General features: G+C 57.9%; 19 protein-coding genes. 7 read left to right on the plus strand and 12 right to left on the minus strand.

Annotation, left to right across the window (positions count from 1 at the left end):
* Position 1: 1 nt before the first annotated feature.
* Both glyS and glyQ read right to left on the minus strand, forming a co-directional pair.
* Positions 2–2056: a glycine--tRNA ligase subunit beta gene (gene glyS, locus ACMTA2_RS01355; protein ID WP_413793403.1), complete on the minus strand. Its 2055-nt coding sequence runs from the start codon at positions 2054–2056 to the stop codon at positions 2–4.
* Positions 2053–3006, minus strand: a complete 954-nt coding sequence (gene glyQ, locus ACMTA2_RS01360) for a glycine--tRNA ligase subunit alpha (protein WP_003177094.1) — start codon at positions 3004–3006, stop codon at positions 2053–2055. The genes glyS and glyQ overlap by 4 nt, the downstream gene beginning before the upstream one ends.
* 81 nt (positions 3007–3087) lie before the next feature.
* Here glyQ and ACMTA2_RS01365 point away from each other — a divergent pair, with 81 nt between their 5' ends.
* The 4 genes from ACMTA2_RS01365 (at position 3088) to ACMTA2_RS01380 (ending at position 6709) form a co-directional block, all read left to right on the plus strand.
* Positions 3088–3645, plus strand: coding sequence for a DNA-3-methyladenine glycosylase I (locus ACMTA2_RS01365; protein WP_413793404.1), 558 nt, complete (start codon positions 3088–3090; stop codon positions 3643–3645).
* A gap of 43 nt (positions 3646–3688) precedes the next feature.
* Entirely contained in the window at positions 3689–4576 is an 888-nt protein-coding gene (locus ACMTA2_RS01370) for a lysophospholipid acyltransferase (protein WP_003196168.1), read from the plus strand.
* 349 nt (positions 4577–4925) lie between these two features.
* Positions 4926–5651, plus strand: a complete 726-nt coding sequence (locus ACMTA2_RS01375; protein WP_413793405.1) for a hypothetical protein — start codon at positions 4926–4928, stop codon at positions 5649–5651.
* Positions 5652–5920: 269 nt separating this feature from the next.
* Positions 5921–6709, plus strand: a complete 789-nt coding sequence (locus tag ACMTA2_RS01380) for an SDR family NAD(P)-dependent oxidoreductase (protein WP_413793406.1) — start codon at positions 5921–5923, stop codon at positions 6707–6709.
* A gap of 116 nt (positions 6710–6825) precedes the next feature.
* Here ACMTA2_RS01380 and ACMTA2_RS01385 read toward each other — a convergent pair whose 3' ends face one another.
* The 4 genes from ACMTA2_RS01385 to ACMTA2_RS01400 all read right to left on the minus strand — a co-directional run bounded on the left by ACMTA2_RS01385 (position 6826) and on the right by ACMTA2_RS01400 (position 9855).
* Entirely contained in the window at positions 6826–7116 is a 291-nt protein-coding gene (locus ACMTA2_RS01385) for a hypothetical protein (protein ID WP_413793407.1), read from the minus strand.
* A gap of 31 nt (positions 7117–7147) precedes the next feature.
* A complete protein-coding gene (locus ACMTA2_RS01390; RefSeq protein WP_030139009.1) occupies positions 7148–7567 on the minus strand; it encodes an organic hydroperoxide resistance protein in 420 nt (139 codons plus the stop codon).
* A 390-nt stretch (positions 7568–7957) separates the two neighbouring features.
* Positions 7958–9082 carry a GGDEF domain-containing protein gene (locus tag ACMTA2_RS01395; RefSeq protein WP_413793408.1) on the minus strand — a complete coding sequence of 375 codons (1125 nt, stop codon included), beginning with the start codon at positions 9080–9082 and terminating at the stop codon, positions 7958–7960.
* A 209-nt stretch (positions 9083–9291) separates the two neighbouring features.
* Positions 9292–9855 carry a TetR/AcrR family transcriptional regulator gene (locus tag ACMTA2_RS01400; protein ID WP_413793409.1) on the minus strand — a complete coding sequence of 188 codons (564 nt, stop codon included), beginning with the start codon at positions 9853–9855 and terminating at the stop codon, positions 9292–9294.
* Positions 9856–10006: 151 nt separating this feature from the next.
* Here ACMTA2_RS01400 and ACMTA2_RS01405 point away from each other — a divergent pair, with 151 nt between their 5' ends.
* Complete coding sequence (locus ACMTA2_RS01405) at positions 10007–10702, plus strand: glutathione S-transferase (RefSeq protein WP_413793410.1); 696 nt, start codon at positions 10007–10009, stop codon at positions 10700–10702.
* A 76-nt stretch (positions 10703–10778) separates the two neighbouring features.
* Here the strand turns inward: ACMTA2_RS01405 and ACMTA2_RS01410 are convergent, their stop codons facing one another.
* Complete coding sequence (locus ACMTA2_RS01410) at positions 10779–11153, minus strand: lysozyme inhibitor LprI family protein (protein WP_033062452.1); 375 nt, start codon at positions 11151–11153, stop codon at positions 10779–10781.
* A gap of 363 nt (positions 11154–11516) precedes the next feature.
* Complete coding sequence (locus tag ACMTA2_RS01415) at positions 11517–12155, minus strand: YajG family lipoprotein (protein ID WP_413793411.1); 639 nt, start codon at positions 12153–12155, stop codon at positions 11517–11519.
* A gap of 695 nt (positions 12156–12850) precedes the next feature.
* On the opposite strand from ACMTA2_RS01415, the gene ACMTA2_RS01420 reads away from it, so the two are divergent.
* Positions 12851–13210: a DUF6124 family protein gene (locus ACMTA2_RS01420; RefSeq protein WP_413793412.1), complete on the plus strand. Its 360-nt coding sequence runs from the start codon at positions 12851–12853 to the stop codon at positions 13208–13210.
* A 182-nt stretch (positions 13211–13392) separates the two neighbouring features.
* Here ACMTA2_RS01420 and ACMTA2_RS01425 read toward each other — a convergent pair whose 3' ends face one another.
* The 4 genes from ACMTA2_RS01425 to ACMTA2_RS01440 all read right to left on the minus strand — a co-directional run bounded on the left by ACMTA2_RS01425 (position 13393) and on the right by ACMTA2_RS01440 (position 17808).
* Positions 13393–13944, minus strand: coding sequence for a hypothetical protein (locus ACMTA2_RS01425; RefSeq protein WP_413793413.1), 552 nt, complete (start codon positions 13942–13944; stop codon positions 13393–13395).
* 1332 nt (positions 13945–15276) lie between these two features.
* Positions 15277–16047 carry a MetQ/NlpA family ABC transporter substrate-binding protein gene (locus ACMTA2_RS01430; protein WP_413793414.1) on the minus strand — a complete coding sequence of 257 codons (771 nt, stop codon included), beginning with the start codon at positions 16045–16047 and terminating at the stop codon, positions 15277–15279.
* A gap of 79 nt (positions 16048–16126) precedes the next feature.
* The gene (locus ACMTA2_RS01435; RefSeq protein WP_003196204.1) at positions 16127–16801 is read right to left on the minus strand and encodes a methionine ABC transporter permease; all 675 of its coding nucleotides are present in this window, start codon (positions 16799–16801) and stop codon (positions 16127–16129) included.
* On the minus strand, positions 16801–17808 hold the full coding sequence (locus tag ACMTA2_RS01440) for a methionine ABC transporter ATP-binding protein (protein ID WP_413793415.1): 1008 nt from the start codon (positions 17806–17808) through the stop codon (positions 16801–16803). The genes ACMTA2_RS01435 and ACMTA2_RS01440 overlap by 1 nt, the downstream gene beginning before the upstream one ends.
* A 186-nt stretch (positions 17809–17994) precedes the next feature.
* Between ACMTA2_RS01440 and katE the strand changes: the two genes are divergently transcribed.
* Positions 17995–20211, plus strand: a complete 2217-nt coding sequence (gene katE / locus ACMTA2_RS01445) for a catalase HPII (protein WP_413793416.1) — start codon at positions 17995–17997, stop codon at positions 20209–20211.
* Positions 20212–20230 lie beyond the last annotated feature (19 nt).

The raw sequence follows: 20230 nt of genomic DNA on the forward strand, positions 1-20230 counted from the left end.
GTTACCCCAGCAACGAAATATCGGCGACGCCGAGGAACAGCCCACGCAGGCGCGCCAGCAGCGCGTAGCGGTTGGCCCGCACGTTGGCGTCTTCGGCATTGACCATCACCGCTTCGAAAAACGCATCCACCGGCTCGCGCAGTGCCGCCAGGCGGGCCAGGGTTTCGCTGTACTGACGCGCCGCTGCCATCGGCTGGACCGCCTGGTCCGCCTGCTGGATAGCCGAGTACAGGGAAAACTCGTTGGCGTTGTCGAAGTACTTGGCTTCGACGGTGGCCGCGATGTTGCCTTCGGCCTTGCTCAGCAGGTTCGATACGCGTTTGTTCACCGCCGCCAGCGCGGCGGCTTCCGGCAACTTGCGGAACGCCTGCACCGCTTGTACGCGCTGGTCGAAATCCAGGGCCGAACCCGGTTTCAGGGCACGCACCGACAGGTAGGTGGCGACGTCGACGCCTTCATCTTCATAGCGCGCACGCAGGCGGTCGAAGATGAACTCCAGCACCGCATCGGCCAGGCCGGCAGACTTGACCTTGCTGCCGAACGCGTTGACGGCAAATGCCACGGCGTCATCCAGGTCCAGGTCCAGTTGCTTGTCGATCAGGATCCGCAACACGCCCAGCGCCGCGCGCCGCAAGGCATACGGGTCTTTGCTGCCGGTGGGCAGCATGCCGATGCCGAAAATGCCGACCAGGGTGTCGAGCTTGTCGGCGATCGCCACGGCCGCGCCGGTCAGGGTGGTCGGCAGTTCAGCGCCGGCACCGCGGGGCATGTACTGCTCGTTCAGGGCCAGGGCCACGTCTTGCGGCTCGCCATCGTTGAGGGCGTAGTAGTAACCGGCGACGCCTTGCATCTCCGGGAACTCACCGACCATCTCGGTGGACAGGTCGCACTTGGACAGGATGCCGGCACGGGCTGCGCGCTGGGCATCGCCGCCGATGCGGGGGGCGATGAATGCCGCCAGTTTGGAAACACGCTCGGCCTTGTCGTAGACGCTGCCGAGCTTTTCCTGGAACACCACGTTGCGCAGGCGCTCGTTGAAGCTTTCCAGGGGCTGTTTCTTGTCTTGCTTGAAGAAGAACTCGGCATCGGTCAGGCGCGGGCGAACGACTTTTTCGTTACCGGCGATGATCTGCTGCGGGTCCTTGCTTTCGATGTTGGCGACCGTGATGAAGCGCGGCAGCAACTTGCCGTCTGCGTCCAGCAGGCAGAAGTACTTCTGGTTGTCCTGCATGGTGGTGATCAACGCTTCCTGCGGCACTTCGAGGAAACGTTCCTCGAACGAGCACACCAGCGGCACCGGCCATTCCACCAGCGCGGTCACTTCGTCCAGCAGGTTGGCCGGCACGATGGCGGTGCCTTCCTGCAGGGTGGCCAGCTCTTCGGTGCGCTTGCTGATCAGCTCGCGGCGCTCGTTGGCGTCGGCCAGCACGTAGGCGGCACGCAGGTCGGCCAGGTAGTTGGCCGGCGAGGTGATGCGTACGCTCTGCGGATGATGGAAGCGGTGGCCACGGGAGTCGCGACCGGCCTTCTGGGCCAGGATCGTGCAATCGATCACTTGGTCGCCCAGGAGCATCACCAGCCATTGGGTCGGACGCACGAACTCTTCCTTGCGCGCGGCCCAGCGCATGCGCTTGGGGATCGGCAAGTCATTGAGGGAGTCTTCGACGATGGTTGGCAACAGGCTGGCGGTCGGCTTGCCCTTGATGCTCTGGCTGTAGCGCAGCTTCGGGCCGCTCTGGTCGATTTCGCTCAGGTCCACGCCGCACTTCTTGGCGAAGCCCAGGGCGGCCTGGGTCGGGTTGCCGTCGGCATCGAACGCGGCCTGGCGTGGCGGGCCGTCGAGGTTGATGCTGCGGTCCGGCTGTTGGGTCGCCAGGGCGGTGATCATCACGGCCAGGCGGCGCGGCGCGGCGTACACCTGCTTGGCTTCGTAACTCAGGCCGGCGGCTTGCAGGCCTTTGTCGATACCGGCCAGGAACGCATCGGCCAGGGTGTTCAGGGCTTTGGGTGGCAGTTCTTCGGTGCCCAATTCAACCAGGAAATCTTGAGCACTCATTGTGCAGCCTCCAGCTTAGCCAACACTTCATCACGCAGGTCCGGGGTCGCCATCGGGAAGCCCAGCTTGGCACGGGCCAGCAGGTAGGCTTGCGCAACGGAGCGCGCCAGGGTGCGTACACGCAGGATGTATTGCTGGCGCGCGGTCACGGAAATCGCCCGGCGTGCATCCAGCAGGTTGAAGGTGTGGGACGCCTTCAACACCATTTCATAGCTCGGCAACGGCAGCGGCTGGTCCAGCTCGATCAGGCGCTTGGCTTCGCTTTCGTAGAAATCGAACAGTTCGAACAGCTTCTCGACGTTGGCGTGTTCGAAGTTGTAGGTCGACTGTTCCACTTCGTTCTGGTGGAACACGTCACCGTAGGTCACCTTGCCGAACGGCCCGTCGGCCCAGACCAGGTCGTAGACCGAGTCCACGCCCTGCAGGTACATGGCCAGGCGTTCGAGGCCGTAGGTGATCTCGCCGGTGACCGGGTAGCACTCGATGCCGCCCGCTTGCTGGAAATAGGTGAACTGGGTCACTTCCATGCCGTTGAGCCAGACTTCCCAGCCCAGGCCCCAGGCGCCCAGGGTTGGCGACTCCCAGTTGTCTTCGACGAAACGGATGTCGTGCACCAGCGGGTCGAGGCCGACATGCTTGAGGGAGCCCAGGTACAGTTCCTGGAAGTTTTCCGGGTTCGGCTTCAGGACCACCTGGAACTGGTAGTAGTGCTGCAGGCGGTTCGGGTTTTCGCCGTAGCGGCCGTCAGTCGGGCGGCGGCTGGGCTGCACATAAGCGGCGTTCCAGGTTTCCGGGCCGATGGCACGCAGAAACGTGGCAGTGTGGAAAGTGCCGGCGCCTACTTCCATATCGTAGGGCTGAAGTACCACACAACCTTGCTCGGCCCAGTATTGCTGGAGGGCGAGGATCAAGTCTTGGAAGGTACGCACGGCTGGCGTAGGCTGGCTCACGAAATTCACCTGTTTCTTGGGCTGCGATTTAAAGAGCGGGAGTATACCCGATTCGTTCGTGCGCACGCCCCCTGGAGCCTTATGCCACGCTGCTTTTGGTGTTCTGACGATCCGTTGTACATGGCTTATCACGATCAGGAGTGGGGCACGCCGCTGCGCGATGCGCAGGGTTTGTTCGAGTTGCTTTTGCTTGAAGGGTTCCAGGCCGGGTTGTCCTGGATCACCGTTTTGCGCAAACGCGAGCGCTACCGGGAAGTGTTGTACGGCTTTGACGTGCAGCGCGTGGCGCAGATGAGCGACGCCGAAATCGATGAGCTGATGCTCGACCCCGGCATCATCCGCAACCGCCTCAAGCTCAAGGCCGCCCGCCGCAACGCCCAGGCCTGGCTGGCGCTGGAAGACCCGGTGGCGTTCCTCTGGTCGTTCGTGGGCGACAAACCCATCGTCAACCATTTCAAGGACCGCACCGAAGTGCCGGCCATCACGCCCGAGGCATTGGCGATGAGCAAAGGCCTGAAAAAAGCCGGGTTCACTTTCGTCGGGCCGACCATCTGTTATGCGCTGATGCAGGCCTCGGGCATGGTCATGGACCACACCCAGGATTGCGACCGCTACGCCGAGTTGGTAAACGGCGGTTAGAATAGCCGGCTCGCAACACGGCCCATACATTCAGGAGTGACCTGTGGATAAGTTGAAAGGCGCCTTGCTGGTCGGCGCTCTGCGGTTGTTTGCGCTGCTGCCCTGGCGGGCGGTGCAAGCGGTGGGCTCGGCCATTGGCTGGTTCATGTGGAAGCTGCCCAACCGCTCCCGCGACGTGGTGCGGATCAACCTCGCCAAATGTTTTCCCGAGATGGACCCGGCCGAGCGTGAACGCCTGGTGGGCCAGAGCCTCAAGGACATCGGCAAATCCCTGACCGAAAGCGCCTGCGCCTGGATCTGGCCGGCCCAGCGCTCCATCGACCTGGTGCGTGAAGTCGAAGGCCTGGAGGTGCTGAAAGAAGCGCTGGCCTCCGGCAAAGGCGTGGTCGGCATCACCAGCCACCTGGGCAACTGGGAAGTGCTCAACCACTTCTATTGCAGCCAGTGCAAACCGATCATTTTCTACCGTCCGCCCAAGCTCAAGGCGGTGGATGAATTGCTGCGCAAACAGCGCGTGCAACTGGGCAACAAAGTCGCCGCATCGACCAAGGAAGGCATCCTCAGCGTCATCAAGGAAGTGCGCAAGGGCGGCCAGGTGGGCATCCCCGCCGATCCGGAACCGGCCGAATCCGCCGGTATCTTCGTGCCCTTCTTTGCCACCCAGGCCCTGACCAGCAAGTTCGTGCCTAACATGCTCGCCGGCGGCAAAGCGGTCGGCGTCTTCCTCCATGCCCTGCGCCTGCCGGACGGCTCGGGTTACAAGGTCATACTCGAAGCCGCGCCAGAGGCCATGTACAGCACCGATACCGAAACCGCCTGCGCGGCCATGAGCCAAGTGGTCGAACGCTACGTGCGCGCCTACCCGAGCCAGTACATGTGGAGCATGAAACGCTTCAAGAAACGCCCGCCGGGCGAGGCGCGGTGGTACTGAAGACTTGTTGTTTCATATGAGCGGGGGTGCTTGGGTTTGTCGTGGATGCGGGATCTGTGAGCACCCAAGTACCCATGTGGGAGCCGAGCTTGCTCGCGATGACGGCGGCACACCCAACGTCGATGCAAGCAGACCGACCGCTATCGCGAGCAAGCTCGCTCCCACCATGTTTCCGGGCTGTTTACAGACATTGGTTCATCATAAATTCCTGTGGGAGCGAGCTTGCTCGCGATAGCGCCCTAACAGCCGCCACATCACTAACTGACTTCACCCCACGCCATCTCCCCTCCTAAAGCTCGGCCCCCGGCTGTCGATAACCCGATGTATCCGCCAATCATGGACCGATGAAATGGAACTCTCCCTTAGCGCTACCTCTATTGCACCCGCCAACACCCATCTCACCCGTTCCGATCAGAAGTTGGTCACTCATCCTCCAACGGGCTCCGTAAAGGAACTGGCAAGCGCTGGCCCAGCGGCCATCTACCACCCGAATGAAGAAACCCAGACCGTGGAGCAACCGCTGGTGGCTATTACCACCTGGGTCGGTCGATCCCAATCGCCAGATTTTCCTCGCTATGTCGCGATCACCGAGAGCGCGAAAAACACGTTGAAAACCTCCTTCGAGACATTCCAATCAACGTTGTCAGCGACCCACCCGGATTTGGCCAGCAAGAAATACGGCTTCACCGTCGAGGCCGATGGCAAGCTGAAAGTGCTCAACACGGCCGGCCAGCTCAGCAGCTCGGAAACCCAGCGGCTCTCCGCTTTGCTCAATGACTCCAGTGACCTGAAGGCCGCCGCCAGCGCCTTCCGCGATGCTTCCATCGACATGGTGGATGCCGACTCGCCTTGGTCTGGCAGCTACCTGGGCCGCTACAACCTGACCAAGGAAAACTTCGCCAGCACCATCGACCTGGCACCGCTGCTCAAGCGCTCCGGCTCGGTGCCGCCCCAGGAGTTTTCGGACGGGCTGTTCTTCAATCAATTGGCGCACAAAGGCGAACTGGCGACCCAAGAGACGGAAGCCGCGATGCTTGAACGGCGTGCTGCGCAGCGATTCAGCGCGCAGGCCTAAGCCGGGTCTACCAAATCGTGTGGCGAGGGAGCTTGCTCCCGCCGGGCTGCGTAGCAGTCCTTCCCCATGACCAGCTATGAGCTGGCCGTGTGGTCGGCTTCCTGATGGTTGATTGATCACGAGGAGGCGCAAAGCCTCAATCGTGTCCATGATTAAGGGCCTGCGATATCGGCGACGCTGGGATGGCAAAGTCATCCCTAAATCCGTCGGACTACCGTCCAGTCAGAAATATCGCACTTCCTCTGGTTCATTAATCAAGGAGTCCCCTCATGAACATCGACTTCACCGGCCGTCACGTGTTGGTCACCGGGTCCACCAGTGGGATCGGCTTTGCAACCGCCAAAGGCTTTCTGGAAGCCGGCGCCCACGTGGTCATCAACGGTCGCAGCGGGAGCAGCGTGGAGGACGCGTTGCAGCGCTTGGGCGCCCTCGCTTCAAGGGCCGATGGATTTGTTGGCGATCTGAGCAACGCGCCGGGCTGCCAGGCACTGGTCGCCAAATATCCACGCTTCGATATCGTCATCAACAACCTGGGCATCTTCAAGCTGGAAGACTTCTTCGAAACGCCGGACAGCGAATGGCAGCGCTTCTTCGAAACCAACGTGATGTCCGGCGTGCGTGTTTCCAGGGCCTACGCGCCGGGCATGGTTGAGCGCGGTTGGGGGCGGATTGTGTTTGTCTCGTCGGAATCCGGGGTGAACATTCCCGCTGACATGATCCACTACGGCTTCACTAAAACCGCCCAACTCTCAATCGCTCGCGGCCTGGCCAAGCGTCTCGCCGGCACGGGCGTGACGGTAAACTCGGTGCTGCCTGGGCCGACGCTTTCCGAAGGCGTTGCCCAGATGCTCCAGGCAGACGTCGAGCGCACCGGGGACAGCCTGGAAAAGGTCGCGGCAGATTTCGTCAACCAGCACCGCAGCACCTCGATCATCCAGCGCGCGGCGCGTGTCGAGGAGGTCGCCAACATGATCATCTACGCCAGCTCGGAGCAGGCCTCGGCCACCACGGGTGCGGCGTTGCGTGTTGATGGAGGTGTGGTGGATAGCATCGTTTAGGGTGCCTATGACACGTTACAAAAAAACGCCGCTTTCTCATGAGAGATAAGCGGCGTTTTTTGTTTTGGAAGCAACATGGGTTGATTCGACCGGCTTTGGAGGGGTGAAGGAATTGTTCAGCCCACTCTGTTTTCCATCAGGCGATCCGAGCCGCCTTCGGCTACGCGGTTTTCGATCAGGCGATCCGAGCCGCCTTCGGCTACGCGGTTTTCGATCAGGCGATCCGAGCCGCCTTCGGCTACGCGGTTTTCGATCAGGCGATCCGAGCCGCCTTCGGCTACGCGTTTTTCGATCAGTCGATCCGAACCACCCTCAGCGAACGTAGGTTGAACAAAAGAAGTCGCGAACGCATTGCCGAGGGACAGTGCCAGAAGCGAACCAACGAGTGTTTTGCGGAAAGTGTTCATGTCCTGATCCTTTTATTCGTATGTGGGTGAGTTAGACGGTGACGTGCAAACGGACGTCGACGTTGCCGCGTGTGGCGTTGGAGTACGGGCAAACCTGGTGAGCCGCGTCGACCAGCGCCTGGGCATCGGCTTGATCCAGACCTGGCAGGCTGATGTGCAGGTCGATGTCCAGACCGAAACCGCCAGGGATCTGGCCGATGCCGACGTGTGCCGTGATCGAGGCGTCGGCAGGAATGCTGCGTTTGCTCTGGCTGGCGACAAATTTCAGTGCGCCGATGAAGCAGGCCGAGTAGCCGGCTGCGAACAGTTGCTCAGGGTTGGTGGCTTCACCACCGGCACCACCCAAGGCTTTTGGCGTGGCCAGTTTCACGTCGAGAATCTTGTCGCTGGAAACAGCACGGCCATCACGGCCACCGGTAGAGGTTGCGACTGCGGTATAGAGAACGTTCATGGTGTTTCCTCTTGCTGAATGGGCTGATCGAGCTTGGTTTTGGTTTGCGCTAAATGTTTGCGCGCTAACCAGTTGCGATAAAGTTAACGCTCAAATACTTTGCGCGCAAGATAAATTTTCAATAAATTATCGGTACTGAATTAACCAATTGATCCATAAGGGAATTTATTTTTCTGAAAGCGCATCATCACCCACCGCTGGGTGAGCCAAGGAGGAAGGAGATGTCAGGGAATCAGTGCCCGCGCAATTGCTGGCCTTCGAAGAGAGGGCGTTCGGGGTTCTCGATCGTTCCCGCGCCCCCGCGTGGGAACGCCGCCAGGGACGCTTCTGGGATGTGAGGTAGAGCGCGGGGGTGATCAAATTCTGGCTAATGATGCAAAGCCAATCCGACTAAGCAACAGCCACTCGATTGCGCCCCAACGCCTTCGCACGATACAGGGCTTTATCCGCATCGTTCATCAAGCTGTGAAGATCCTTATTGCAGGCCTCCGTCGACGCGACGCCGAGGCTGGCTGATATATGGTGAACAGGCTCGATCATCAAGCCCGCGATCGTATCGATGAGCCGTTCTGCAATCTGGGTGGCAACCTCGATGGAAGTGTCCGGGAGCAGAATGGCGAACTCTTCGCCCCCGAGCCGACCGTGGATATCCGTTGCCCGAAATGACGAACTGATGACCGCTCCCATCTGGCGCAAAACCTGATCGCCGACCTGATGGCCGTAGGTGTCGTTGATGTGCTTGAAGTGATCCATGTCCAACATGACCGCGCACAACCCTTGCCGCTTGGCCTTGCATTCGTCGTAAAGCTGCTGGGCATGCTCGAAAAACGCCCGTCGACTCTTCAGGCCGGTCAGTTCATCGGTCTGAGCGGCGCGGGTTGAAATGCTGTTCGCCTGTTCCATTTCACGGGTGAGTCGAAAGGCGATTTCCAGTGCCTGGGACATTTTGTGCGTGGCGCGGGCCGCAAATGCTGCGAACACCAGAATCGAAAGGGCCATGCCGACTTGAATCGGGGACGGTTGAAACAGCAGCCAGATCGTGCACGGCAACAGCACCACGCCAATGGAGACCAGGGTCATATCGCGATAGGCCGAGTAGCAGGACACCGCGCTGACGGACATGCCGACCGTAAAGAGCATGACCAACGCCTGGGACAACAGATCGTCCGCCGGCATGAGAACGAACGCCCCGCCGCCCCAGATACTGGCGGATAGCACCAGTGTGACCCAGTATTTACGCTCCCAATGTTGAGGCGTGCGCTGACTTTCGTCGCTGCGGAAATAGGCAACGAACATCGCGATACGCAATAGCGTCGATGCGGTCAGGATGGCCATCCACCAAAAAATAGCGCTGTGCTCAAAACGATCCCAACACAGCCAACTCAGCATGATGGCAGCAAGGTAACTACCAAAAACCGCAGAAACGGATTGACGAAACAGCTGCTGCAATCGGTCGGTGCGCACCTGCTCGGCTATTACAAAATCCTGGCCATTGCGCAATCTTGGGCCATACATTTGAACCACCTGGGTATGACGCAACAAAAAAAAACGATTGTGGCACCCCGCCATTACCGTAAACAACTGAATTACTGTGACGAGGGGATTTATCCCCAAACGCTATGCAGGAACACCCCCGTGGCGAGGGAGCTTGCTCCCGCTGGGCTGCGAAGCAGCCCCAAGCATTCCAACAGACCAACCGTGTCATTTGTTTAAGAAACGAGCAATCAGGCTGGAATCAACCCCGCTTCCCGGTAGCTCAATATCAAATCATCGAACAGGCCGAGATCCGCTCGAGTCCGCGCAATCAACTGAGCTCCCGCAACAGCGGTATAAATGGCCCGCGCTCGGCGTTCACATTCTGCTGCGCTGCCCACTCCGGCATCTGCCAACACCTGGGCGAGCCACTCCACGTTAACGTCCGCAAAAGCCCTGATCTCTCGCGACACTTCATCGGGAAGATCTTCGTATTCGGCTGCCATGAAGCTGGACAGACAAAGCCTGTTGCCGTCCTCAAGCGACTTTCGAAAAATGGAGGGATACAGCCGCACGCACGCCTTCGGATCGGAATGGGCGGCGCGTATCTCTTCAAGCATGCGCAGTGCGTCCTGCCAGTAGCGTTCAGCAACCGCCGCAGCCAGGCCTGCCTTGCTTGGAAAGTGGTAGTAAATGCTGGCGTTCTTGATGCCCACTTGGTCGGCAATACTACGGAAATTGATACCGCTGTAACCGTGCTGTTGGGCAGCGGCTTTCGCTGCCGCCAAGATGGCTTCTCGAGCATTTTCGTTCACGTTGCAGCCTCGTTTCGAGATTTCGGTTCACTCAGGTAGCCGCGATTCTACGCGCAGATCCATTTACCTGCCAATTGACAGGTAGGGGGTTGACAGCCCCTGAGTGTCGGCTCAATCTTTGCCTACCAATTGACAGGCAGGTGATTGAATCATGACTTCTTCACAGCAGCGCGTTGACGTTTCCACTGTTCCTACGATGAAAATCTACGATTGGTTCAACGGCCCCTACCCCGCCCGCGTCCGCATTGCGCTGGCGGAAAAAGGATTGCTGCCGAACATCGAATTCGTACCGGTGAATCTTTGGGTCGGTGAGCACAAGCAACCCGAGTTCCTGGCCATCAATTACTCCGGGACACTGCCCGTGCTGGAGCTGAACGATGGGACGCGGATCGCCGAGTGCACGGCGATCACCCAATACCTGGATAGCCTGGACGGTCATCCGACGCTGACGGGCGAAACGCCTGTTGAAAAAGGCATCATCCACATGATGACCAAGCGTGCCGAAATCGAGTTTCTCGATGCCGTCAGCACCTACTTCCACCATGCCACGCCGGGCCTCGGCCCAGATGTCGAGCTGTACCAGAATGCCGAGTGGGGCGCCCGGATGGGCGATAAGGCGATCAGGGGCATGCGCTATTTCGATAACCTTCTCAAAGACCGGCTCTTTGTGGCGGGCGACAAGTTTTCGATGGCCGACATTGCGGTATTGGGCGGCATGATCTTCGCCTCGCTGGTGCAACTTCCCGTGCCTGAAGAATGCGTGGCGCTTCGAGCCTGGCACGCCAGGATGCAGGAACGCCCCAGCGTCCAGACATGGCGTGCCATGGTCGAGCGTGGCGCTGCGTAGCACTGATAATGAAAAACCCGACGCTTTACGTCGGGTTTTTCGTGGGATACGACTGCAAGCCGACGTTGTTTACGGGTTACTCGACTTGCGACAGCTTGGCGTCGTCGCAACCGGCAGCACGGCACTCGCGCTCGACAGCTTTGAGTATGACGATACGCGCCTCGGTTTTCTCATTGGCGCAGTCCAGGTAGAGCAGGCCATCGTTGGAGCAGGCGCTGTCACGATTTTTGATCCACTGGATTTGAGCGGCTTTCACTTTTTTCTTTTGATCCGGGTTCAGGGCACTCATGGTCTTCTTGTATTGATCATTGATGTCCTGATCTGACTGAACCATTTTCAGCGACGCGCAATAGGTTCTGTCATAGGCGTTTCTTGGGTTATCGCAACTCATCGCAGATGCCGATGCTGATGCCATTGCCAGCAATGCCCCAACCAACAAAGACTTGATCACTTACTTCTCTCCCTGAATGCCCTCTATTGATTAGAGGTCGCGGCGGGGAATTTATCATGAGGGTTGGAGAACAATGAAGCAGATCCTGGGGATCCTTCCTGTTTTTCACGGCCCACAATCAGCCGCGACGGCCAGTCGCTACAGCTTGGAATTTCTCGACCAAAGATCGAAATCACTGCCGCACGCCGCAACGATGTAGTTTCCGCACCAAGAGAATCCGAACGCCCTTACGTGGTCCGTATCATGCCGGCACTCGGGATAAAAAGGGGCAAGTTCATTCGCGACTGCAATTTGCCCTTGGCCCCTCTTTTAGAGCAACGCTACGTATCGGCGCGCCAGATTGATTCTGGCTGTCGTGTAGCCTTATGGCTTGGCTTTGCCCAGTTGCTTGCCGGTCTCGGCGACGATGGTATTGAGGCCCTGCTCGTTGATCTTTTTCCAGTCACCGTCGGTGGCTATCTGCATGCTGTCGCGCGCAGTGGTAATCACCTCAAGCGGCGCTGCGCCAGGGGCTTCGATTTTCAAGTGGGCCTTGTTGTTCACCGCCACGGTGAACGCACCGGGAGAGAACCACGACCAGTACTCGATAATGTGCACATTCACCGCTGCGGCACTCGGCGTTGGCGTTGTCACAACCTGATAGCCGGCCTGCTGATAGGCCGTCGCCACTGCATTGCCCACCAGTTGCGAAACGGTACGACCCGAGGGCAGCACCACATCGCCCAGCCCTTTGCCGAAGCCGTTGCGCTTTCGGCCGATAGCGCGATGAGTGACGCTGGTATCGTTCACTTCTTCATCGTTTTTCAGCGAAGGGATATCGGCGCTGGGTGGGTCGATCTGGAAGACCCGTTCGTCCAAGGCGTTGATGTACACCTGCTGACCTTGGCCCGACATGCCCGCTTGCGGCGCGGGGCCGGTTACGTCGACCTCGGATCGGTTTGTCGCGCATCCCACCAGCGAGGCAAAGGCAATAACGACGGCGGTTGCTTTGAAATAAGACATGGTTGCTCCTGAGTTGTGCTTGTCCTGGATGCCAGGCTTCTACATGGCCCGGCGAATCTTGGTAAACCAAAGCCATTGTGGCATCGTGCCATCAGCACAAACAACCGAATTACCGCTGCCGGTGACAGCCAATCCAATGAGATCAATCGTGGCGAGGGGACTTATCCCCGTCGGCTGCATTGCAGCCCCAATCCTCTGAACAACCCACACCCCGTGGCGAGGGAGCTTGCTCCCGCTGGGCTGCAAAGCAGCCCCAACCACCCCGAAAAACTCCTACAGACAAAACCCGCAACAGCCACTTCAAACCCCACCCGCAAACCCGCCTAGTCCCGATTTACAGGCCAAAACCAAGCCCTGTTTATCCTCCCGCCGCTAACCGTCCACCAGGCTACCCAACCTTGCGCCATTACCTACAACTACGCCAGAATCCGCCCGCTTGTGCACCTTGCCCCTGGGCTCTATCGTTTTCCTGCCACTGCCCATCAGTGGTCGGGTTTAGTAGCCCGCGGTTGTGTCAGTAAGATGCATGAGCTCTCCATCCAGGCAGGTTCTCACTTTGCCCTTGATGGTGGCTGTGCGCAGGGCGCTTCGGCGCGCCGGCAATGCTGATCTCCCCGGTCTACTAACCTGCGTACAGCCGCCACCCTTCTTTTAGTAGGGAAGAGGTTGCGGCTTAACCATGGAGTAATCAGCACATGTTCAAACCTACACCGAATCCGCCAGAGGCGGACCAAGCTTCCTCGCGAACCAAATCCAAAGCCAAGAAACACGACGAAGCCACCAATCGCGTCTTGGATTATTACCTGCTACCAAAATCGGAAAAATCAGAGGATGCGTCCCAACCGGGCCAGCTCTTCACCGTCGCAAAAAACGCCGATAACGAATCCCTCCTCGCCAACCTCAGCGAAACCCTGGCGGCAGCCGACGCGATGGTCAGCAACTTGGCCTTCGACCTGGAAGGCCCTCGCCGTCACATCCTCCTCGGCATCCAGCAGTTGATTGAATTGAGTTCATTGCTGGCGAACCGGGTGTTGGATAACGTTGATCCGCGATAGCAGATAGACATCTGTCGATAAAAGCGAACCCGACACCTCGTGGCGGGTTTGTTATTTGGCGCCGACAGCCCGCATAACTCAATAATGCATTTGCTCTAGGGTGGGAATAAATCCGTCACGTTTTTTAATTGTTCTACAATCCGTTCTTTAATTAGGGTGTAAATAACATGGAAATTCTGGAATCACTTAAAACGCACCGGAACATATCGTTGGTTGACTCCCTTGAGCCCGACATTCATTCCGTACTCAGGTTCCTCACCCAAGTCTCTAGGCGCCACGGAAAACTGATTGTCTTGATAGGTAAACACAGTGTCATAGACGTGCTTAGCTTCCATATGCGTTATATGCAAATCGTCCTCTCCGTGCTTGTATGAGTTGATACCGTAAAAAATGCTAAATCTTACCTTGAATACGTGATCACCCGGCGTTACCCGTACCCAACCAGGGCAACCAGCCCTCCAACAGCTTGTCTCAACACCGTCTACACTAATTATTTGCCCCAAGATATTTCCAGAGAATTGAACCGCTGAAAAAACGGCCGTATCCGACATAGGGTGTTGTCGAACTTCATCGGAAATATAGGGGTCTATATGCTCGGCGCTCAAACAACCCGATATAAGAAGCGAAAACAAAAAAATGACATTCAGCTGAAGTGCCTGGCGATACAATGGTCTTAAATATTCTAGGCCTGATAGCGATTTTAGTACAACTCTTTGAAAGCTACTATTCTTCATTTGTCGCTCCTTGTTTTTATATGTCGTAGCATAAACAGCCCTCAATTGCTCAGACAAATGCGGAGTTTTTTGATAATCAAGTTCATAACTTATTCCCTCCCCACAAGCAATTCTAAGTCATCGTTCCTCAAAGCAGGCTTTTATCCGAGTTCAATCGCTTCCAATAAAGCCACTAGCCTTTTTTATAAAACTGGTTGCGGGAAAAATTCTCTAGGAGATAACTACTTTGCCGTGGGCTGGCTTTATCCAGCCCCATTAAACGAAGCGAAACGACTTTATCCAGTAAAAATCAATAACCACGACCCAACGAGATAAGCCACCGAATCTGAGACTTTCTATCGTTCGAAAAAATGGCCCATATCACGATTATGGAGAACAGCGCTTGAAGTGTGCTTATAAAAAGGAAAGCAGGAATTGACGGGTTTGACGGGTACGGTTGTGTCCCAATGATCATGAGGGCTGGGAACATGGCTAGAATCCATGAAGTCCAGTACACAATAATTGAACGCCAAATATAGCCCCAAATCGTTATAGGTTTTTTTGTTTTTAGAAGACCGTCTTCGGTGGCTAATTTATTCAATGAAAATATAACAAAGGCAATGTAGATGGCTAACCAGACTGAACTTATTAAAAGAAAACCTACTGAGTAGGATATTGTTGAGGGTAGAATGCTAATCATCACCCCGCTAGTTACTAGGATGAGCCATGATTTTTTCATGAATGGATCAAAGTTTTTCACTGGAACTCCTATTTTTTTACGGTCGAGCTACAGACGAACAAAATTATAGCTTTGCGAATACCTTGAGCGGAGCGAGCGGTGTATGTTGAGCGTAATACTATAGATGGAGCTGGAAGAGCGCGTCAGGAAGGTGATGTAAAAACAATCGTGTCAAATAAAATAACATGATTTTTTCTAGGGCCTCTTCTAACAGCGCGGTGATTATTACCACATCTCACCGGTTTACAACCACTACTGGGCGGTATGTGATTGTTGTGTTCTTGTCATTGATGGCGCGCTCGTAAAAAGTGTCTTTTTTCTACAACACCCTGTCTAGCTCGAAGCTGGCCCTGGCAAACGTGACATTAGTCAGGGAAGAAACACGAGATAGATGACGACAAGCCTTGCTAGCTGATAATGATGCTATCCATTTGCCATCACCTTGTCCACTGTCCACACATGGCCAATTGCACAGGCTGCAATAGCACTATGAAGCTAATCGGTTCGCTCTCTCGACGGCGAAAGTGAGCTATCCATGAGCTTCTCGACATTCCGAGCATAAAAAAACGGGCCTGCATTCCCACGCAGCCCCGTTTTTTCACCACCTGATCAGATCAAAACGCCGGCAAAACCGCGCCTTTGTACTTCTCAAGAATAAAAGCCTTCACTTCCGGCGTATGCAACGCCGCAACCAGCTTCTTCATCGCCTCACTGTCCTTGTCATCCTCACGAGCCACCAGGATGTTCACATAAGGCGAGTCGTTACCTTCAATCACCAGCGCATCCTTGGAAGGATCAAGCTTGGCTTCCAACGCATAGTTGGTATTGATCAACGCCAGATCCACTTGGGTCAGCACGCGCGGGATGGTCGCGGCTTCCAGCTCACGGAATTTCAGGTCCTTGGTGTTCTCGGTGATGTCCTTGGTGGTCGACAGGATGTTGTTCGAATCCTTCAACTTGATCACCCCGGCCTTGGCCAGCAGCAACAGCGCACGACCGCCGTTTGTTGCGTCGTTGGGGATCACCACGTTGGCGCCGCCTGGCAGTTCGTCGAGCTTCTTGTACTTGCTGGAATACGCGCCCAGGGGCTCCAGGTGCACACCGGCCACACTCACAAGATGTGTGCCCTTGGCTTTGTTGAACTCATCCAGGTACGGCTGGTGCTGGAAGAAGTTGGCGTCCAGGCGCTTTTCCGCGACCTGTACGTTCGGCTGGATGTAGTCGGTGAAGACCTTGACCTTGAGGTCGACGCCTTCTTTCGCCAATGCCGGTTTGACGAATTCGAGGATTTCCGCGTGCGGCACCGGCGTTGCGGCGACGGTCAGGGTGTCGGCGTGGGCGGAAAACGCTGCAGCGGCAGCGAAGGCAACCAGTAACTTCTTCATTCAGCTAACTCCTTTTTGGGCGCCCGCTCTCGGCGCCTGCCAGCGAATGGCTGGCTCATGGTTTATGAGGCGCGAGGCCTTATTTTCTAGAGAAATGCACAACCAGTTTGTCGCCCACGGTTTGCAGGACCTGGACCAGCACCAGCAGCAACACCACCGTGACCACCATGACGTCGGTCTGGAAACGCTGGTAGCCGAAGCGGATCGCCAGGTCGCCCAAACCACCGGCGCCGACCACACCGGCCATGGCGGTGTAGGACACCAGCGTGATCGCTGTCACCGTAATTGCTGCAAAAATGCCTGGGCGGGCTTCCGGCAGCAAGGCGTTGACGATGATCTGCCGCGTCGTGGCGCCCATGGCCTGGGTCGCTTCGATGATGCCGCGGTCGACTTCGCGCAGGGCGGTTTCCACCAGGCGGGCGAAGAACGGTGTGGCGCCGACCACCAGTGGTGGGATCGCGCCGGCCACCCCCAGGGAGGTGCCAGTAATCAATACCGTGAACGGGATCATCACGATCAACAGGATGATGAACGGCAGCGAACGCAGGATGTTCACGATCAGCGACAGCAGCGCATACACGCCCCGGGCTTCGAGCAACTGGCGCGGGCTGCACAGGAACAGCAGCACGCCCAGGGGCAAGCCAAGCAGCACGGTGAACAGCAGCGAACCGAACAGCATCAGGAAGGTGTCGCCGGTGGCCAGCCAGATTTCCAGCCAGTCGATGTTGGAGAAGAACGAACTCAACAGTTCCATTAGCGCAGCACCTCCATGTGGACATCGGCCGCGGTGAAGCGGGCAAACGCCGCCTCCATGTCACCGCCGGTGATGGCGAGGGTCAGTTGCCCGTAGGGGGTGTCTTTGATGCGGTCGATGCGACCGGCCAGGATGCTGTAGTCCACGCCGGTTTCCCGGGCGATGGTGCCGAGCAGCGGCGCGTAGGTCGCTTCGCCCTGGAATGTCAGACGCACGATGCGCCCTGGGACGTGGGCGAAATCGTCGCGCTGTTCGCTTTCGTCGATCTGCTCGTCTTCCTGGACAAAACGCTTGGTGGTCGGGTGCTTGGGGTGCAGGAACACCTCGGCCACCGGGCCTTGCTCGACGATGACGCCAGCGTCCATCACCGCCACTTGATCGCAAACGCGGCGGATCACGTCCATTTCATGGGTGATCAGCACGATGGTCAGCTTCAGCTCGCGGTTGATTTCCGCCAGCAGTTGCAGGACCGAGGCGGTGGTCTGCGGGTCGAGGGCGCTGGTGGCTTCGTCGCACAGCAGGATCTTGGGTTGGGTCGCCAGGGCGCGGGCGATGCCGACGCGTTGCTTCTGGCCGCCGGACAATTGCGCCGGGTATTTGCGGGCGTGGTCGGACAGCCCCACCCGCGCCAGCAACTCGGCGACGCGCTGGTCGATTTCGCTGCGGGACAATTCGCCGGCCAACGTCAGTGGCAGGGCCACGTTATCGGCCACGGTCTTGGACGCCAGCAGGTTGAAGTGCTGGAAGATCATCCCGACCTGTTGGCGGAAGCGGCGCAGGCCGCTGGCGTCCAGGGCGGTGACTTCTTCGCCATCGACGATGATCTTGCCGCCAGTGGATTCTTCCAGGCGATTGATCAGGCGCAGCAGGGTACTTTTTCCCGCTCCGGAATGGCCAATCAGGCCGAAGACCTGACCGTTCTCAATCGTCAGACTGGTCGGATGCAGGGCGGGAATATCCCTACCGGCGACTCGGTAGGTTTTATGGACGTCTTGAAACTCGATCACGTAGCGAACCTTGTGGGGCGCGTTGGAAAAGGATCAGCGGTTAGCCGGGCGCGCATTTTAGCCTGTCCGTATAGAGGTTCTTAGCATTTATTTGCGATCGGACCAGTCATTTGGCAATAACGCGATCAAAGGACATAAAAAAGGAACACGGCCAAACGGCGTCGGTCACTCATTAAGCCACTTGAAATGCCGAGGTCATGTGCCTGCGGCATCGAACTCAAGAGTCCTGGCCACGGCGAGGAACGTAAAGAGGAGTCATGCCTGATGAGTATCAACAAGCCCACGGTCAACAAGAGCCAACTGGCCGGGACCGACACCCTGGATCGCGGCAACACCAACGCCAAGCTCGAAAGCCTGGAACAGTTCCGTTCCGATGCCACCGAACAGGCGTTGCGCACCAACCAGGGCGTGAAGATCGCCGATAACCAGAACACCCTGCGCGCCGGCCCCCGCGGGCCCTCGCTGCTGGAAGACTTCATCATGCGTGAAAAAATCACGCACTTTGACCATGAGCGTATCCCCGAGCGTATCGTGCACGCCCGCGGGACCGGCGCCCATGGCTACTTCCAGAGCTATGAGGCGCATTCGGCGCTGACCAAGGCCGGTTTCCTACAGGATCCGAGTAAGAAAACCCCGGTGTTCGTGCGTTTTTCCACTGTGCAAGGCCCGCGGGGCTCCGGCGACACGGTGCGGGATGTGCGCGGCTTTGCGGTGAAGTTCTTTACCGAAGAGGGCAACTTCGACCTGGTGGGCAACAACATGCCAGTGTTTTTCATTCAGGACGCGGTGAAGTTTCCGGACTTTGTCCACGCGGTCAAACCCGAGCCCCATAACGAAATTCCTACAGGCGGCTCGGCCCACGACACGTTCTGGGATTTTGTCTCGCTGGTGCCGGAATCGGCTCACATGGTGATCTGGGCGATGTCCGACCGGGCCATTCCAAAAAGCCTACGCACGATGCAGGGTTTCGGTGTGCACACCTTCCGCATGATCAACGCCGAAGGCAAAAGCAGCTTCGTCAAATTCCACTGGCGCCCTACGGTCGGCACCTGCTCGTTGGTATGGGACGAAGCCCAGAAGCTGGCGGGTAAAGATACGGACTACCACCGTCGCGATCTCTGGGAGTCGATCGAGATGGGCGACTACCCGGAGTGGGAGTTTGGCGTGCAGATTGTTGCCGAGGAGGACGAGCATAAGTTTGACTTCGACCTGCTCGACCCGACCAAGATCATCCCTGAAGAGCTGGTGCCCATCACGCCCCTGGGCAAAATGGTGCTGAATCGCAACCCGGACAATTTCTTCGCAGAAGTCGAGCAAGTTGCGTTCTGCCCCGGGCACATCGTGCCGGGCATTGATTTTTCCAACGATCCGTTGCTGCAGGGCCGGCTGTTTTCGTACACCGATACGCAAATCAGCCGACTCGGTGGGCCGAATTTTCATGAGCTGCCAATCAACCGTGCCATCACGCCCGTGCACAATGGCCAGCGGGATGCGATGCACCGCACCACCATCGACAAGGGGCGTGCGTCCTATGAGCCGAACTCCATTGACGGTGGCTGGCCGAAGGAAACCCCGCCGGGCCCGGAAGACGGTGGCTTCGAGAGTTATCCAGAGCGTATCGACGCCTACAAGATCCGCCAACGCAGCGATTCGTTCGCCGATCATTTCTCCCAGGCGCGACTGTTCTACAAGAGCATGAGCCCCCACGAAAAAGAGCACATCATCGCCGCCTACAGCTTTGAGTTGGGCAAGGTGGAGCGGGAATTCATCCGGGCACGGCAGGTCAATGAGATCCTCGCCAACATCGACTTGGAGCTGGCCGGGCGTGTCGCCAAGAACCTGGGGTTGCCGGCACCTACCGCTGGTACCGTCGACGTACCGAAGCCCTCATTGGAACAATCGCCGGCCTTGAGCCAGGCGAACCTGCTGTCCGGCGACATCAAGACGCGCAAGGTGGCGGTGTTGGTGGCCAACGGGGTCGATGGGGCGATCATCGATGCGCTCAAGCAGGCCCTCGAAGCTGAGGGCGCTCACGCCAAAGTGCTGGGGCCGACCTCGGCGCCGGTCACCACGGCCGACGGGCAGACGCTGGCGGTGGATGCGTCCATGGAAGGGATGCCGTCGATTGCCTTTGACGCAGTGTTTGTCCCGGGCGGCGCGCAGTCCATCCAAGCGCTGAGTAACGATGGCGTGGCGTTGCATTACTTGCTGGAAGCCTACAAGCACCTGAAGGCCATTGCGCTGAATGGCGAGGCCCGGCAGTTGCTGGTGCTGTTGAAGCTGGAGGCGGATGCCGGGCTGATTCCCGATGCGGATGCCAACACGTTTTCGGCATTCTTCGATGCGATTGCCCAACACCGCATGTGGGCGCGGGAGCCCAAGGCCAAGGCGATCCCGGCTTGATGGCCGCCTGAAAAGGTTG

This window comes from Pseudomonas medicaginis (genome assembly GCF_965119365.1).
GTDB lineage: Bacteria > Pseudomonadota > Gammaproteobacteria > Pseudomonadales > Pseudomonadaceae > Aquipseudomonas.